Here is a 15400-nt window from a genome sequence, read left to right as displayed (position 1 = left end):
TCTCCGGGCCTGGAGCGGCCGCCGGCACTGTCGGCCGAGTCGGTCTTGGACGGGGAGGGCCGTCGCCGGGCGTCAGCCGATCCGGGTGATCGCGCCGAGATCCCGCAGCTTGCGGACCAGGCGCACCATGTCGGCCATGCTGCTCATCTGCACCACGCGGTCGGACCGGCGTCCGGCCTCGCTGTCGACGATGGGCAGGCCGAAGCCGTCGGGCCCCTTGTACACCAGACCCTTGTCGAGCAGCGCCATCAGATTTCGCCGCACGGTCTCGCGCGGCATGTTCAGCACCGTGGCCAGGGCGCTGGCCGTGATCGTGCGGCGCTCCGCCAGCGGCGGATAGTCCACATGATCCGGATAGCGGACCCGCTCCGGGGTGCTGAAGTGGTCGCCGGCGTGGTCCATCACGGCCAGGAACAGGTAGGCCTCGATCAGGTTGTCGGGCTGCACGTAGCTGATCAGGTCGGCGACGCCGCGAAGCGCGTGATGGGCCACGTTGCGCACGACGCCCCAGCGCCAGTTCTCGACATCGCTTCCCAGGCGTTCGTCACGGGCGAGGCCGGCGGCGCCGACGGCGGCCATGCGTTCCACCGCCTTGGCCACCGAGGCGACGTAGGCGTCGAACATCGGGTCCAGGCGACCGTCCGTGGTGGTCTCGGCGGGAATGACCAGGCCGCCCGGGGTCTTGATGATGAATCCCCGACGCACGAGGTGTCCCACCTTCACCCGGGTGGTTTCGCGGGCGAGGCCGAGGGACTCGGAGATGCGCAGCATGCGGATCGGACGCCGCAGGTCGTCAGGGACGGTGGCGTTGGCGTAGACCTTCGCCTGAACGGGATCGTCGTCGATATGGCCGCTGTTGGCCGCCGAAACGGTCGCGAAGATAAGGCACTGCTCGAAATCACCACCGGACGTGCGCCGCGCCGCCTCGAAGGCCTCGAGGATCATGCGGGCATTGACCCTGAGAACGTGTCGAAGGTTCATGGCTGTTCGTGCATCCAGGCGCGACACTCTCCGGGCTAACCGCCCAAATCCGGCAATGGCCTCTTAATGTAGGCCGCGGAGCGACTGTCCACCGGGTCTACGCCGGAAATGGGCGCCTGGATCGCTCCGGGGGCTGACGAGCCGCGAAAGAGGCGCCGCGCGGCGCCTGCGGGTCAGGGGACGGCCGCTGGACGCGCGATGATGGCGTCCACATGGCGCAGTTTGCGCACCAGCCGCACGAGGTCGGCGCTGCTCCGGCGCAGCACCTCCTGCTCACGCTCGCGCTCGGGCGCGGCGCGGGGCGCCGCCACGCCGAAGCCGCCAGACTTCTGGACCAGCCAGCCGCCCGCCGCGAGGCTCTTCAGATTGCGGCGCACCGTCTCGCGCGGGTAGCCGGTGAGGGCGGCCAGGGCGCTGGCCGAGCACAGGGTCCGGGCTTCGCCATCCGGCCGGGCGTCGCCGGCGGCCGGGGGGCCCAGTCCCCAGTCCGTCTGATGGGCCAGGGCCAGCACCAGGTAGGACTGGAACAGGGTTGTCGGACGAACGTGCTGGCGCAGGATGACCACGCCGCGCAGGGCATGCTGTGTCACCTGCCGGATCGCCGACCACATGGTCGGAAACGGAGGCGTCGCCAGCCGCTCCTCCGGCTCGAGGCCACAGGCGCCGACAGCGGAAAGGCTTTCGACCGCGCCGTGCAACGCCGCCATATAGGCGCCGAACATCGCCTGGAACTGAGGCGACCGCAGGGGCGCTTCGGACATCAGCCATCCGTCGGGCGTGTCGGTCAGAAGGCCCTGCGCCTGCAACAGACGGACTTTCATCCGCGTGGTTTCCCGGGCGAGATCCAGCGACTCCGAAAGTCGCTGGATGCGAATGGGACGACGCAGGTCATCGGGAACCGGCTGGTCGGCGTACCGGCGGGCCAGTTGCGGGTCATCCTCGACCTGCCCGACATTGGCCGCCGACACGGCCGCGAAGATCAGACTGGCGTCAAGGTCGCCGCCCAGGGAGCGCCGGGTGGCCTGGATGATCTCGAAGATCAGCCGGACGTTGGCGCGGGTGGCATGGCGCGACATCATGCCGGCGCCGCCCTCGGAGCCGGGTCTGCGGTCGCGGATCGATGGTTTTGCGGGGCGGACGCGCCCGGCGGGCGAGGTTTCACGCCGTCCATGCGATCGGGAAAAGCGCGGATATCTGGCGTCCCGGAATCTTGCATATCAGCGGTCACCTAAACAGGCGGCGCGCCGCGGCTGTCCAGTGCGTCGCTACCGGAAATGGGCGCCGGTCCCGTGGCGGGTCCAGGTGAGCAGGAATTCACCTGACAAGTCGGCGCCGCCGTGGCCTCCTCCGGTCAATTCAACGGGGGAGGCGGGCCATGGCTGCCGGCACGACGACATTCGATCCCGCGGCCGCGACCGCGCAATATCTGTCCATCCTGACGCCGGAGGCGCACGCCAAGGCCACGGCCTATACCCAGGGCGGCCACTGGCTGCTGCTGTGGGGCACGATCGTGGCTGTCGTCGTGTCCTGGATCATCGTCCGGACCGGCCTGCTGGTCCGCATCCGCGCGGGTATCGAGAAGCGCAGACCGCATCCGTGGCTGGCGGTGTTCGCCATCGTGCCGATCGCCGGCCTTCTGGATTCGCTGCTCAATCTGCCCTGGTCGATCTACGCCCAGTGGTGGCGCGAGAAGAGCTACGGGATGACCAGCCAGCCCCTGCCGGACTGGCTCGGCGAAACCGGCCTGCAGATCGTCATCGGCGTGGTCATGAACCTGATCCTGTTCACGATCCTCTACGCCCTCATCCGCAAGTCGCCGAGGCGCTGGTGGCTCTGGGGCGGCCTGGCCAGCAGCCTGTTCTTGATCTTCGCGGTCGTCCTCGCGCCGGTGCTGATCGAACCGCTGTTCAACAAGTACACGCCCGCGCCCGCCGGGCCGGTGCGCGACGCCGTGGTCGAGATGGCGAAAGCCAACGGCGTGCCGGCGGACAAGATCTTCATCTACAACGGCAGCAAGCAGTCGAACCGCTACACCGCCAACGTCTCGGGCCTGTTCGGCTCGGCCCGGGTGGCGATGAGCGACACCATGTTCGCCAAGGGCGCGGACATGGCCGAGGTGCGCGGGGTCGTCGGCCACGAGATGGGCCACTACGTGCACATGCATGTGCTGTGGTTCGCCGCGGCGTTCAGCCTGCTGTCGATGATCGGCTTCTACCTCGTCGACCGGCTGTTCCCGATGGCATCGAGGCTGCTGGGCGCACGCGGCGTCGAGGGCATCGCCGACCCGGCCGGTCTGCCGGTGCTGGGGGCGGTGCTGGCCGTGCTCACCCTGCTGGCGACGCCGGTCCTGAGCACGATCACCCGCACGGCCGAGGCCGATGCCGACAACTTCTCCCTGCAGCGGGTGGGCGAGCCCGACGGCCTGGCCAAGGCGCTGGTCAAGACCATCGAGTACCGGGCGGCGACGCCGGGCCGGCTCGAGGAAATCCTCTTCTATGACCATCCCTCGGTCGGCTGGCGGGTGCGCAACGCGATGAACTGGAAGGCGGCGCACATGAAGCCGGCGGTGGTCAACGTCGACCTGACCCCGGCCGCGCCGGCAGAGCCGGCGCCGGCTGCGCCCGAGGGGAAGTAAGGGAGTAGGGCGTAGGGAGTAGCTGGAGGGTAGGTGCGGCGTCAGCGGCGCCCGCCGGTCGAACTACGCCCTGCGCCCTGCGCCCTACCGCTTCCGCACAAATACCGTGCCGGCCGAATAGCCCGCCCCGAAGCTGCATATCAGCCCGGTCTCGCCGGCGGCGAAGTCTTCGTTGGCGCGGTGGAAGGCGATGATCGACCCGGCCGAGCTGGTGTTGGCGTAGGTGTCGAGGATGATGACGTTCTCTTCCGGCGTCGGGTCGCGGCCCAGCACCTTGCGACCGATCATCGCGTTCATGTTGATGTTGGCCTGGTGCAGCCACAGGCGCTTGAGGCCCGTCGGGTCGAGGCCCAGGTCGGCGGCGTGGCTGACGATCATCTCGCTGACCATCGGCACCACCTCGCGGAACACCTTGCGGCCTTCCTGGACGAACAGCTTGTCCTTCGCGCCGATGCCCTCGGGGGCGGCGTTGTTGAGGAAGCCGAAGTTGTTGCGGATGTTGTTGGAGAACTGGGTCTTCAGCCGCGTGCCGAGGATGTCCCAGCCGCCGTCGGCCTGGTCGGCCGCCTCGACGATCACGGCCGTGGCCACGTCGCCGAAGATGAAGTGGCTGTCGCGGTCCTTGAAGTTCAGGTGGCCCGAGCAGATCTCCGGATTGACCATCAGCACGGCCCTGGCCGAGCCGCTGGCGATGAAGTCGGCGGCTGTCTTGATGCCGAAGGTGGCGCTGGAGCAGGCCACGTTCATGTCGAAGGCGAAGCCCTCGATGCCCAGCGCCTGCTGCACCTCGATGGCCATGGCCGGATAGGCGCGCTGCATGTTCGAGGCGGCGCACAGCACTGCGCCGATCTCGCTGACCGGCTTGCCCCATTTCGCGATCGCCTCGCGGGCGGCGGCCACGGCCATCTCGGCGAGGATCGAGATCTCCTCGTTCGGACGCTCGGCGATGACCGGCCGCATGATCTCCGGATCGAGGATGCCGTCCTTGTTCATCACGAAGCGGGCCTTGATGCCCGAGGCCTTCTCGATGAACTCGGCGGAGGAGGGCGTCAGGGCCTCGACGGTCCCGGCCGCGATATCGGCGGCATTGGCGGCGTTGAAGCGTTCGACATAGCTGTTGAAGGCCTCCACCAGCTCGACGTTGGAGATGCTCTGCTCGGGCGTATAGAGCCCGGTGGCGGCGATGACGGCCTGTTGCACAGTGTTGGGTCCCGACGATGATCGCGCCTGCGGGGAGCGGCGCTGTTGATTGGTCGCGCGCTAGATAGCACGCCGCGCGGCCGCGTCAGCCTCTGTGGCCGTATGGCAACGCTACAAACCCGCCTCATTACGTCCGTTGAACCGCCACCGACGCGCCGCGTTTGAAGCCTACGCCCGTCTGGCTGGGGAGCTGAAAAAAGCGTCAAGGAGTACAAGACGATGAAGTCTCTCATGATTACGGCCGCCGCGGCCACGCTGGCTCTCGCCGCCGTTCCGGCGGTGTCCCAGGCGCAGGAAGTCTATGGCACGGTCGGCTACGCCAACGTGGATGCGGACGGCCCCACCCTGGGCGCCCTCCAGGGTCGCCTGGGCTACAAGTTCAATCCGTATGTCGGCGTGGAAGGCGAAGCGGCCTTTGGCGTCAGCGGCGACACGACCGGCGGCGTCGACGTCGATCTCAAGCATGAAGTGGCCGCCTATGTGGTCGGGTTCGTGCCGGTCAGCCCGAAGGCCGATCTGTTCGCCCGCGTCGGCTACAGCGCCTCGAAGTTCGACACCTCGCTGGGTGATGTGAAGGACGACGGCGTCGCCTATGGCGTCGGCGGCCAGTACCATTTCACCGACAAGGACGGCGTCCGCCTCGACTGGACGCGCCACGATTACGACGTCGGCAACGCGGATGTCTGGGCCCTGGCCTACACCCGCAAGTTCTGATCGCCACACCGGTATGACATCACGGAAAACCCCTCCCGACGGGAGGGGTTTTTTGTGTCTGCCCTGCGTCACCGGCCGGGAAATCCGGGCCCCTGCGGGCCGCCGGCCGGGGTCTTTAAGGTTGACCGACCGGTAAACCACTCTCCAAATGCGGGTCAGTGCGATCAATTATGAATCGCACGGGGGAGAAACGCACCATGAAAACGCTTCTGATCGCCGCGTCCGCCGCCGCTCTTTCGCTCGCGGCTCCGGCCCTGGCTCATGCGGAAACCGCCGTCTACGGCACGATCGGCTACGCCAACATCGACATCGATCCCGTCAACCTGGGCGCCCTGCAGGGCCGTCTCGGCGTCGAGTTCACGCCCAACTTCGGCATCGAGGGCGAGATCGCCGTCGGCGTGGCCGATGACGAAATCCTCGGCACGACCGTCGAGCTGTCCAGTTCCTACGGCCTGTTTGCGGTCGGCCGCGTGCCGGTGTCCGAGAACGTGAACCTGTTCGTGCGGGGCGGCTTCGCCAGCGCCGAAGTGGACTTCGGCGGCGCGAGCGGCAGTGAGGACGGCGCGGCCTACGGCGCCGGCGTCGAGGCCTTCTTCACGCCGAACGACGGCGTGCGGCTCGACTATACGCGCTACGACTTCGGCGGCGATGCCGATGTCTGGTCGGTGGCCTACGTCCGCAAGTTCTGATCCAGCCCGTTTCGCTCGACCAGAGGGCCCCTCCCGGCGACGGGAGGGGCTTTTTGGTTGACGCGGGCCGCTTCGCGACGACACTCCCGGCCGGGGAAGAGGCGCGAAGGTGAACGAGACACTCTTGAGACTGGCCGTGTCGGCGCTGCTGGTGGCGGTGATGATCGGCGTGGCGGCCTGGGCCCGCATCGCCCGGCCCGTGGCCCCGCTCGACGAGACGGCGGCGCGGGAGCTGATGGCGGGCGAGTTTCCCGACCTTTCCCCTGACTACGTCTGGATCGCGGGCGACGGCGCCGGCGCCATCGGCCGGGCCGGCGATACGGCGTTGGTCATCTATCGCCTCGGCGATTCCTGGGTGGCGCGGTCGATGCCCTGGCGGTTGGCCCTGGTGGCGCCGGTCAAGCGGGGCAGGGTGCTGCTGAAGCTGCGTGACCCCGCCGCCCCGATGGCGCGGCTGGCCGTCAGCGGCGTGACCCCCTGGCCCCCCGAATTCCAAAGCGAAGAGCTCGCGGCATGACCCTCGATCCGATCAAGCCGGCCTTCGATCCGGTGCAGTACGCGGTGCCGATCTTCGTCATCAGCATCGTCGCCGAAATCCTGCTGGCCCGCTTCCGCAAGGCCCGGGCGGCCTACGAATTCCGTGACACGGCGACCTCACTGGCCATGGGTCTGGGCAGCCAGATCGCGGGCCTGCTGACGGCCGGGGCGACGGTCGGCGTCACCGTCTGGCTCTACCGCACCTGGCACCTGTTCGAGATCCCGATGACCGCCTGGTGGGCTTGGGTGGCGGTCTTCTTCCTCGAAGACCTGACCTACTACTGGTTCCACCGCATCTCGCACGAGCGGCGCTTCTGGTGGGCCAGCCACGTCAACCACCACACCTCGCAGCACTACAATCTGGCCACCGCCCTGCGGCAGACCTGGACGGGCGGCATCGCCGGCACCTGGCTGCTGTGGCTGCCGCTGACCCTGCTCGGCTTCCCGCCGGCGATGGTGGTCATCCAGAAGGGGATCAGCCTCGTCTACCAGTACTGGATCCACACCGAGGCGATCAAACGGATGCCGCGCTGGTTCGAGGCGGTGTTCAACACCCCTTCGCATCACCGCGTGCACCACGCGCGCAACCCGCGTTACCTCGACTCCAACTACGCCGGCATCCTGATCATCTGGGACCGGATGTTCGGCACCTTCGTTCCCGAGCTGGACGAAGAGCCCTGCCGTTATGGCGTGGTGCATAACCTGGGCGATTTCAACATCTTCCGCGTGGCTTTTCACGAATGGATGGCCATCGGCAAGGACCTGGCGGGCTCGCGCTCGCTGCGCGAGGTCGTCGGCTACCTGTTCGGTCCGCCGGGCTGGAGCCCCGACGGCTCGCGCGACACCTCGGCGACCCTGAAGGCCAAATGGCGCGCGCGGGAAGCCGCGGCGGTCAGTCCCGCAGCAGCGGCAGAGACAGTCCCCCTGCAGGCCGCTGAGTAAGCAGCTCGCGGCGGAAGCGGAACAGTTCGGCCGGCCGGCCGCCGGTCTCGGTGTCCATCCGGCCGAGACCCTCGACCAGGTCGATGCGCTCGACCACCCGGCGGAAGTTCTGCTTGTGCAGCGGCACCCCGGCGATGGCCTCGACGGCCCGCTGCAGCGCCGACAGGGTGAACTCCGGCGGCATCAGTTCGAACACCACGGGACGATACTTCAGCTTGCCGCGCAGGCGGCCGAGCCCGGTGGCCAGGATGCGCCGGTGGTCCGACAGCATCGGCTCGCCCAGGGCGGCGGACAGGGCGCGCGGCTCGACGGTCGACTCGCCGCGTTCCCGCGCCTGGTCGCGTCCGGCCTCGGGCGCCAGCCCGGCCTCGTACAGCAGCTCGTAGCGGTCCAGCACCCGCTCCTCGTTCCAGCGGGCGTCGTCCAGCGCGAACAGCAGCCGCGCGCGTGCCAGCCTGGCCTCGTCCCTGCCGGCCCAGGCGCGCAGGGCGGGGGCGAGCGCCTCGTCGATCAGGGCCGGACGGCCCTGCCGCCAGTCCTCCCACGGGAAGAACCGCGTCCACGGGGCCCAGGCGCTGTCGGGCGCGTCGGTGTCGACGGCGGTCGGCGTCAGGGCCAGGTAGCCCACCGAGACGACCCGCGCGGCGCCCGCGCCGATCTCGGCCCGCGGCGCGTCCCGGCCCTTGTTGCCGAAGGTATAGAGCTGCTCGACATAGCCCAGGTCGAAGTGGGTCTGTTCGGTGACGAAGTCGCGCAGGGCGATCTCGAAGGTCCGGTGGGCCTCGGGATCGAACGGACCGAACGGCAGGCCGGCCAGGGTCGAGACCTTGTCCGTGGCGCTGTCGTGCGGCCGCACCGTCAGAAACACCGCCTCGCCGCCGCGAATGGCCATGATGACGGCGGACAGGCCGATGACGACGGATTGGGACATGGGGGAAGGGGCTAGGGGTTAGGGGCTAGGGATTAGCCGAGAGCGGCCGCCGCGTCACCTGAACCTTGCTTGCCCCCTGGTCCCTATCCCTCGACGTGCGTCGTCGGGCGGTCGTCGCCGTCCGACAGTTCTTCCCGCCAGACGCCGTGTTCGTCCTCATAGACGATGCCGACGTCTTCGCCGGGAAGCTCCTGCTCGGCCGCCGCGCGGCGGGCCGCGGCGACGGCGACGGCGCGGTCGGCGAAGGTTTCGGAAAACACGTCGCCCAGCTTGTAGGCCCAGCCCCCGTCATGCGGGACGATGCGATAGGTGATGTCGGTCATGGTTCGGCTCCTGAGCGGTTGCTCGTGCAACGCGTCGGCCGGGGCGGCGTTGCCTAGCGCCTGATCGTCAGCTCGAACGGCGCGCCGGGATAGCTGTAGACGCCCTGGCCGATGGCGTTGACGGCGTCGACCATGCGGCCCTTGCGGCCCATCATGTCGTCGGCCAGCTGAATCATCAACGGATTGGGCGTCGCCGAGCCGGACGCCTTGCGCAGGGCCCTGGCGATATCGGCCTCGGCCACGTCCGGATTGTGTTCGCAGGCGAGGATGAAGGCGGTCGCCGTCGAGCGGCTGACGCCGGCGAAACAATGCACCAGCAGCGGCGCATCCGGGCGCCAGGTGCGGCCGAACTCGAGGATCCGGTCCACATGGTCCGCCGACGGCAGGACCTTGCCGGTCGAGCTCTCCCATATGTCGTCGACAGCCAGCTTCAGATGCCGGTCCGGAAAGAACCGCGGCGCTTCCCCGATCAGATGCGGATCCAGCAGCGTGATCAGATGCGACGGCCGGCGGAAGCGGACCACCGTCTCGACATCACGCAGGGGGCTGACGATCAGGGTCACGGGCGACTCATTCGGTATCGAAAGCCGCCTGGACGGGTTCGAACCCGGCCGCCTCCGACAGGACGTGGAAGCGGTGAACATAGCGCTTTTGCGCGTCGCTGGGCGCCTGCGGATCGATGATCAGGCTGTAGCCTTCCGGCGGCGCGCCGAAAATGGCCAGGGCCTCTTCGCGGCCGAATCCGGCCAGCTGCGTGGCCTCGAAGAAGGCGCAGGCGCGGTCGGCCTGCTTGATCAGCTTCTTGATCGCCACGGGAACCTTGGCCGGCAGGCCGAAGCGGGCGTGGATGGCGTGCTCGAGGCGCTCCTCGAACTCCTTGTAGTTGACCCCCAGCGCCGCCTTGAACGGGCTGATCATGTCGCCGATGACGTATTCCGAGGCATCGTGCAGCAGGGCGGCGAGGCGCCATTTCGGATCGACCGTCGGCTGGATGTGCGCCACCAGCTCCTCGACGACCATCGAGTGCTGCGCGACCGAAAAGCCATGTTCGCCGATGGTCTGGCCGTTCCAGCGGGCGACCCGCGCCAGGCCGTGGGCGATGTCCTCGATCTCGATGTCGACGGGCGAGGGATCAAGCAGGTCAAGGCGTCGTCCGGACAGCATTCTTTGCCAGGCCCGGGGAGCCGTCTTTCCTGAACGCGCGCTGCGCAGCCCTTTAGCCACCCGTTCGTTCCTTTCATTGGCAGGGCGCTCCAACTGGCGCATTGGTTGATAAAGATCAATGTCCGCGCGTGGTGTTGCGATCACGGTTCGGTTTGAAGGGAGAACTTCAATGAGTTGGGCAAGGATCATGGCGCCGCTGGCTGGCGGGGCCCATGACGCGGAGCTTCTCAAGTCGGCGGTTGCGCTGGCGACGCCGTTCAAGGCGGAGGTCGCGGCCGTGCACGCGCCCGCCGACATCGCCGACCTGATGCCCTGGATGGGCGAGGGCTTCATGGGCGGGGTCCAGATCACCGCCATGGACAGCCTGAAGGAAGCGGCCGCCGAGGGCGAGCGCGCCGCGCGCGCGGCCGTCGAGGCCTGCGGCTACGCCAACGCCCGCCTCGTGGCGCTCGAATCGCCCGTCTGGGCCGGCCTGTCGATGGAAGGCCGCCTGTCCGACGTCGTGGTGTTCGACACCGAAGCGGCGCGCGGACGCGGCCCGCTGGCCGAATCGTTCCAGCAGATCGTCGCCGACGAACAGCGTCCGACCATCGTCGCCCGTCCGGGCCTGAAGTGCGGCGGCGTGGCCGTCGTGGCCTGGGACGGCGGCAAGGAAGCCAGCCGGGCCGCGCGCACGGCCCTGCCGCTGCTCGAAAAGGCCAGCCGGGTGGTCATCCTCGCCGCCCCGTCGGCGTCTTCGCGAAGCTTCGACGCCGCCCGGCTCCAGGAGTTCTTCGGCGCGCGCGGCGTGAAGGCCGAGGTCGAGCTGCTCGAAGGCTCGGGCGACGCGGCGCATCTGCTGCTGTCGGCCGCCGGCCGCCTGTCGGCCGACATCCTCGTGGCCGGGGCCTTTGGCCATCCACGGCTGCAGGAATATATTTTCGGGGGCACCACGCGCACCCTGCTCAACAACGACGGACCGTCCCTGTTCCTGTCGCACTGACCTTCACAGAATTACAGAAATGAGGACTTCAATGACGCTTTCGCGCATCGTCATGCGTCTTGCGCGCAATCCCGGCACCGAGTTCGCCGACGGCGACGATCACCGGGGCTATACGCTGGTCGCGCCGCTGCAGGCGGACGGCAAGCTGGATGTCGACGGCTTCACGGCGCATCGCGCCGACTGTTCGGTGCGCCGGTTCGCGGCGGACGAGGAGGCCGTCAACGGCGTGCTCAAACGTCGCGGCCAGACCTGGTACTTCGACTACGACGCGGCCGACGATGCCGACGACGAGCCGGTCCACCGCCTGGGTGAACACAGGTTCGCCGTCGGAGAATATGTCTCGATCGCCGACGAGGACGGCCGGATGCTGGCCTACAAGGTGACCGAGGTCACTCCGCTCCGATAACGATGTTGGCGTTGCGACGGCCGCCGACATTGTGTCGGACCAGGTCGTCGACGTCGTCGAAGCTGTCGTCGTCGCTGTGCTGGCCGCGCTTGGCCTTCAGGGTGGCGACGACCAGCGGGCCGCCCTTCGGGCCGCGCGCCTCGTAGCCGACCACGGCCCAGTCGCCCGGGGTCTTGTCGCTGGCCAGGATGAACCGCGCATAGATGCTGTCGTCGTCCCGGTGGCGGCGACGGGATTCGTGCTCCACCTTCTTGCCGTCGACGGTGACGTTGCGCTGCACACGGATTTCCGCGCCGTCGTCGTCGGCGTTGATCTGCGGCCCGCCGGATCCGCCGACGCTGACGTTGGCCGAGTCGCCGGACGTCTTGATCGAGATGCCGGGCAGGGAGATGTCGACATCGTCCTCGCCCCTGGGCGCGTTGGGCGCGACGCCCGGCGCCTTGGCCGGCATCAGGCCGCGCAGGTCGGCCTCGATCGGCGACAGCGCCGCGGCGGCGTCGCCGTTCTCGAGCTTCACCAGCTTCAGCGTCACCTCAACGCCGTCCGCACCGTAGGCGCAGGTCAGGCCGTCGGGCGCGGCGCTGGTCAGCTTGAGCTTGCCCTGGGTGGTCGGGCAGTCGAGCTTGCTGATCACCTTGATGGCGCGCGCCTCGCGCTGCCGGGCGGCGTCAGGGTGGTCGCAGGCGGCCAGGGCCAGGGCGGCGCAGCCGGCGGCCAGCAGGGCGATACGGTTCATGGCGGAAGTCCCTCGGGAGCTATCTTGTAATGCAAGAGTGCTGCGCCCGGTCGGGAGCGTCCAGTGAAATCGCGGTAAGGGTCCAGACATGAGAACGGGGACCGGCGCTGGCGCACCGGTCCCCGTTTCGTGAGTCTTCAATCCGGCGAAGCTGCGGGTTACTGCCCCGGACGGGTGCTCCCCGAACCCTCGCGGCGGGCGAGGAAGGCCAGGCGTTCGAACAGGTGCACGTCCTGCTCGTTCTTCAGCAGGGCGCCGTGCAGCGGCGGGATCAGCTTGGTCGGATCCTTTTCGCGCAGCATGGCCTCATCGATGTCCTCGACCATCAGCAGCTTGAGCCAGTCGAGCAGTTCGCTGGTCGAGGGCTTCTTCTTCAGGCCGGGCACCTTGCGCATGTCGTAGAAGATGCGCATCGCCTCGGCGACCAGCTTCTCCTTGATCCCGGGGAAGTGGACGTCGACGATTTCCTGCATCACGTCCGCTTCGGGGAAGCGGATGTAGTGGAAGAAGCAGCGGCGCAGGAACGCGTCCGGCAGTTCCTTCTCGTTGTTCGAGGTGATGATGATGATCGGGCGGACTTTGGCCGAGATCGTCTCGCCGGTCTCGTAGACGTAGAATTCCATACGATCGAGCTCCTGCAGGAGGTCGTTCGGGAACTCGATGTCGGCCTTGTCGATCTCGTCGATCAGCAGCACGGGGCGCACGTCGCTGGTGAACGCCTCCCAGAGCTTACCCTTCTTGATGTAGTTGGTGACGTCCTTGACGCGCTCGTCGCCCAGCTGGCTGTCGCGCAGGCGGGTCACGGCGTCATATTCGTACAGACCCTGGCTGGCCTTGGTCGTCGACTTGATGTGCCAGGTGATCAGCGGCGCGCCCATCGCCTTGGCCACTTCGTAGGCGAGGACCGTCTTGCCGGTGCCCGGTTCGCCCTTGATCAGCAGCGGGCGTTCCAGCGCCACGGCGGCGTTGACCGCCACCTTCAGGTCCTCGGTGGCGATGTAGTTTTTCGTGCCTTCAAAACGCGAGCTCATGTCATCCCCTGGCGCGTTTTCGCGCATTCGAACAAACGTTCAATTCAGGGTCAGCCTAAAGCGCAACGCCAGACATTCAAGCCGGTTTCGGCGGACCGGTCGCGACCGGTCCGCCATAACGGGTCAGTCGGCGCCGGGATTGATCGACACCGGGTCGCTGGCGGGGAAGGTTTCCTTCAGGCCCTTGTCGAGCTGCTTGTCGACATGGGCGTCGGCGTCGTCGGCGATCTTCTCGGACGGATCGGCCGGCTTGTCAGCGGGCTTGTCCTGGGTGTCGGTGGTGGTGTCGTGGGTCATGGGACCGCTCCGGGTAGGGCGGGCGAGATCGTCCGCCGGTCCCGGAATCAACCCTCGTCCCGGGCCTTGGTTCCTGCCGAAAGCCGTTCGGTCAGCGCCTGCGCCATGGCCTGCATGGCCGGATCCCACTGTCCAAGCGTCGGGGGACGGAACACCCGCGCCTGCGGATACCAGGGATAACGCTCGGTCCCGAGCAGGGGCCAGGACCCGGTGGTCGACAGCAGCCAGAGCGGCGCGCCGCAGGCGCCGGCCAGACAGCTGCTGGCGTTCGACGGGCCCATGACGAGGTCCAGCGCGCAGCAGAGCGCGGCCACGTCGTCGAGGTCCTTCTTCAGGTCGATGCCGGGCGGGCTCCAGATGTCGACCCCCAGGTCCCGGCGGGCGGCCTCGAGTTCGGCGGCGCAGTCCCCGTACTGAAGGTTGACGAAGGTCGCGCCCGGGACGGCCAGGACCGGCTGCCACTGCGCGAACGGCGAATAGAAGCGGTGCCGCGCGCCGGCCTGCACGAGGCTCTTCCACAGCAGGCCGACGGTCGGGCCGGCCGGCAGCTGCGTCTTCCACCAGGCGACACGGTCGGAGTCGGGGGTCAGGAATCCCGGACGATCCGGATAGGCCGCGACGCTGGCGCGGAACCGGCGAAGCATCGAGGCGATCGGCGCGTAACAGTCGAGCCTGCCGTGGTCGCCGACAAAGGGCGCGCCGCGCACCGTGTGACCATCGACGTTCCAGGTGCTGTGAGCGCCCACCTCGGCGGTGGGAAAGGAGCGCTGGAACAGGGTCACCAGCCGCGGCTCGACCGCGATCAGCAGCTTTCCCGCCGGCCCGAGCGCGGCGAGGACGTCGGGGATGACGTTGGCGAACATCACCTCGTCGCCCAGGCCCTGTTCGCCCATGAGCAACAGGGTCTTGCCGGCCAGATCGGTATCGGGCGTCCAGCGCGGCGCCTCGATCATGAAGTGGGTCACGTCGGCGAAGGCCGGCTCGAGCCTGACTTCGTAGTCGTCCCATCCGGCCGCGATCTCGCCGCGGGCGAGGCGGATGGTCGAGCGCGACAGCAGCATCATCAGCCGCTCGTCCTCGCTCATCGGGGCGGTGAGGGCGGTCTGGCAGTCGTCGAGCGCGCCGTCGAGGTCGCCCAGCACCAGCCGGGCGTTGCCGCGATTGTAGCGGGCCTTGGCGAAGGCGGGGTCGTGGCTCAGGGCCTCATCGAAGAAGGTCACCGACATCTGCGGGTCGCCTTCCTCGCCGACGACGGTGCCGAGCGTGTTCCACAGCAGGGCGTTGGTCGGATGCGCGGCGATGGCCGGCTTGAGGATCTCGATCGCCTCGGCGAACCGCAACTGGTCGCGCAGGGCGCAGGCCAGGTTGTTGGCCCCCTCGTGCGAGGTCGGGTGCTGCGACAGATAGTGCAGGAACAGCTTCTCGGCGGTGTCCTTCAGCCCCATGCGATAGGCGAGGCGGCCCATGTCGTTGGCCACCTCGGCGTGGTTGGGGATCAGGGTCAGGGCGGATTCATAGCAGCGCACGGAGGAGGCGAAGTCGCCGGCCCGTTCGCGGGCGATGGCCAGCAGGTACCAGCCGAAACCGTTGCGCTCGTCCATCTCCAGCGCCTTGATGGCCAGCTCGCCGCCGCGCTGGAAGTCATCGGCCTGCAGCGCCGCGACGGCGTCCTGCAGCAGCGGCTGAACGGCCAGGGCCCGCAGTTCGCCGACGGCTTCGTTGAGACGGGCCAGGGCGTCCTTCGATCCCGCCTGTCCGCTGGCCGGCCCGGCCATGCGCGGGCGGCTCGGAACGGCTGAGGCTTCCGGAAACCCCAGGGCCGCGGCCGAGGC

At 68.3% G+C, this 15400-nt stretch carries 18 protein-coding genes; 7 read left to right on the top strand and 11 right to left on the bottom strand.

The genetic code is table 11. The features are described from left to right. Window positions 1-72: 72 nt before the first annotated feature. Together AC1RN0_RS16010 and AC1RN0_RS16005 are read right to left on the bottom strand one after the other, a co-directional pair. Window positions 73-981, bottom strand: coding sequence for a hypothetical protein (locus AC1RN0_RS16010; RefSeq protein ID WP_492788458.1), 909 nt, complete (start codon window positions 979-981; stop codon window positions 73-75). A 173-nt stretch (window positions 982-1154) separates the two neighbouring features. Beyond that, a complete protein-coding gene (locus AC1RN0_RS16005; protein ID WP_492788457.1) occupies window positions 1155-2060 on the bottom strand; it encodes a hypothetical protein in 906 nt (301 codons plus the stop codon). Window positions 2061-2356: 296 nt separating this feature from the next. On the opposite strand from AC1RN0_RS16005, the gene AC1RN0_RS16000 reads away from it, so the two are divergent. After that, entirely contained in the window at window positions 2357-3616 is a 1260-nt protein-coding gene (locus AC1RN0_RS16000) for a M48 family metallopeptidase (RefSeq protein ID WP_492788456.1), read from the top strand. Between the two features lie 84 nt (window positions 3617-3700). On the opposite strand, the gene AC1RN0_RS15995 is transcribed toward AC1RN0_RS16000, so the two are convergent. Next, window positions 3701-4816, bottom strand: coding sequence for a beta-ketoacyl-ACP synthase III (locus AC1RN0_RS15995; RefSeq protein WP_492788455.1), 1116 nt, complete (start codon window positions 4814-4816; stop codon window positions 3701-3703). A 219-nt stretch (window positions 4817-5035) separates the two neighbouring features. Here AC1RN0_RS15995 and AC1RN0_RS15990 point away from each other — a divergent pair, with 219 nt between their 5' ends. The 4 genes from AC1RN0_RS15990 (at window position 5036) to AC1RN0_RS15975 (ending at window position 7698) form a co-directional block, all read left to right on the top strand. Beyond that, window positions 5036-5530, top strand: a complete 495-nt coding sequence (locus AC1RN0_RS15990) for a porin family protein (protein ID WP_492788454.1) — start codon at window positions 5036-5038, stop codon at window positions 5528-5530. Window positions 5531-5727: 197 nt separating this feature from the next. Beyond that, window positions 5728-6219: an outer membrane beta-barrel protein gene (locus AC1RN0_RS15985; RefSeq protein WP_492788453.1), complete on the top strand. Its 492-nt coding sequence runs from the start codon at window positions 5728-5730 to the stop codon at window positions 6217-6219. Window positions 6220-6328: 109 nt separating this feature from the next. Continuing rightward, the gene (locus AC1RN0_RS15980) at window positions 6329-6736 is read left to right on the top strand and encodes a hypothetical protein (protein ID WP_492788452.1); all 408 of its coding nucleotides are present in this window, start codon (window positions 6329-6331) and stop codon (window positions 6734-6736) included. Continuing rightward, window positions 6733-7698 carry a sterol desaturase family protein gene (locus tag AC1RN0_RS15975; RefSeq protein WP_492788451.1) on the top strand — a complete coding sequence of 322 codons (966 nt, stop codon included), beginning with the start codon at window positions 6733-6735 and terminating at the stop codon, window positions 7696-7698. The genes AC1RN0_RS15980 and AC1RN0_RS15975 overlap by 4 nt, the downstream gene beginning before the upstream one ends. Here AC1RN0_RS15975 and AC1RN0_RS15970 read toward each other — a convergent pair. The 4 genes from AC1RN0_RS15970 to AC1RN0_RS15955 all read right to left on the bottom strand — a co-directional run bounded on the left by AC1RN0_RS15970 (window position 7649) and on the right by AC1RN0_RS15955 (window position 10176). Next, window positions 7649-8629 (bottom strand): NUDIX hydrolase, encoded by a 981-nt coding sequence (locus AC1RN0_RS15970; RefSeq protein WP_492788450.1) that lies wholly within the window; start codon window positions 8627-8629, stop codon window positions 7649-7651. The two genes, AC1RN0_RS15975 and AC1RN0_RS15970, sit on opposite strands and share 50 nt — an antisense overlap. Window positions 8630-8712: 83 nt before the next feature. After that, a complete protein-coding gene (locus AC1RN0_RS15965) occupies window positions 8713-8952 on the bottom strand; it encodes a DUF2188 domain-containing protein (protein ID WP_492788449.1) in 240 nt (79 codons plus the stop codon). 53 nt (window positions 8953-9005) lie between these two features. Beyond that, a complete protein-coding gene (locus AC1RN0_RS15960; protein ID WP_492788448.1) occupies window positions 9006-9515 on the bottom strand; it encodes a tyrosine phosphatase family protein in 510 nt (169 codons plus the stop codon). 7 nt (window positions 9516-9522) lie between these two features. Beyond that, a complete protein-coding gene (locus tag AC1RN0_RS15955) occupies window positions 9523-10176 on the bottom strand; it encodes a YfbR-like 5'-deoxynucleotidase (protein ID WP_492788532.1) in 654 nt (217 codons plus the stop codon). A gap of 109 nt (window positions 10177-10285) precedes the next feature. Here AC1RN0_RS15955 and AC1RN0_RS15950 point away from each other — a divergent pair, with 109 nt between their 5' ends. Continuing rightward, on the top strand, window positions 10286-11098 hold the full coding sequence (locus AC1RN0_RS15950; protein WP_492788447.1) for a universal stress protein: 813 nt from the start codon (window positions 10286-10288) through the stop codon (window positions 11096-11098). Between the two features lie 31 nt (window positions 11099-11129). Beyond that, window positions 11130-11504 (top strand): hypothetical protein, encoded by a 375-nt coding sequence (locus AC1RN0_RS15945; RefSeq protein ID WP_492788446.1) that lies wholly within the window; start codon window positions 11130-11132, stop codon window positions 11502-11504. Here AC1RN0_RS15945 and AC1RN0_RS15940 read toward each other — a convergent pair. The 4 genes from AC1RN0_RS15940 to AC1RN0_RS15925 all read right to left on the bottom strand — a co-directional run bounded on the left by AC1RN0_RS15940 (window position 11488) and on the right by AC1RN0_RS15925 (window position 15343). Then, window positions 11488-12240, bottom strand: a complete 753-nt coding sequence (locus AC1RN0_RS15940) for a hypothetical protein (protein ID WP_492788445.1) — start codon at window positions 12238-12240, stop codon at window positions 11488-11490. The two genes, AC1RN0_RS15945 and AC1RN0_RS15940, sit on opposite strands and share 17 nt — an antisense overlap. A gap of 158 nt (window positions 12241-12398) precedes the next feature. Then, on the bottom strand, window positions 12399-13271 hold the full coding sequence (locus AC1RN0_RS15935) for an AAA family ATPase (protein WP_492788444.1): 873 nt from the start codon (window positions 13269-13271) through the stop codon (window positions 12399-12401). Window positions 13272-13394: 123 nt separating this feature from the next. Continuing rightward, window positions 13395-13568, bottom strand: a complete 174-nt coding sequence (locus AC1RN0_RS15930; RefSeq protein ID WP_492788443.1) for a hypothetical protein — start codon at window positions 13566-13568, stop codon at window positions 13395-13397. Between the two features lie 47 nt (window positions 13569-13615). Then, window positions 13616-15343, bottom strand: coding sequence for a tetratricopeptide repeat protein (locus AC1RN0_RS15925; protein WP_492788442.1), 1728 nt, complete (start codon window positions 15341-15343; stop codon window positions 13616-13618). Window positions 15344-15400 lie beyond the last annotated feature (57 nt).

It is taken from the genome of Caulobacter sp. GW821-FHT12F03 (genome assembly GCF_058806855.1).
This window is presented reverse-complemented; position numbering and strand designations above follow the sequence as displayed.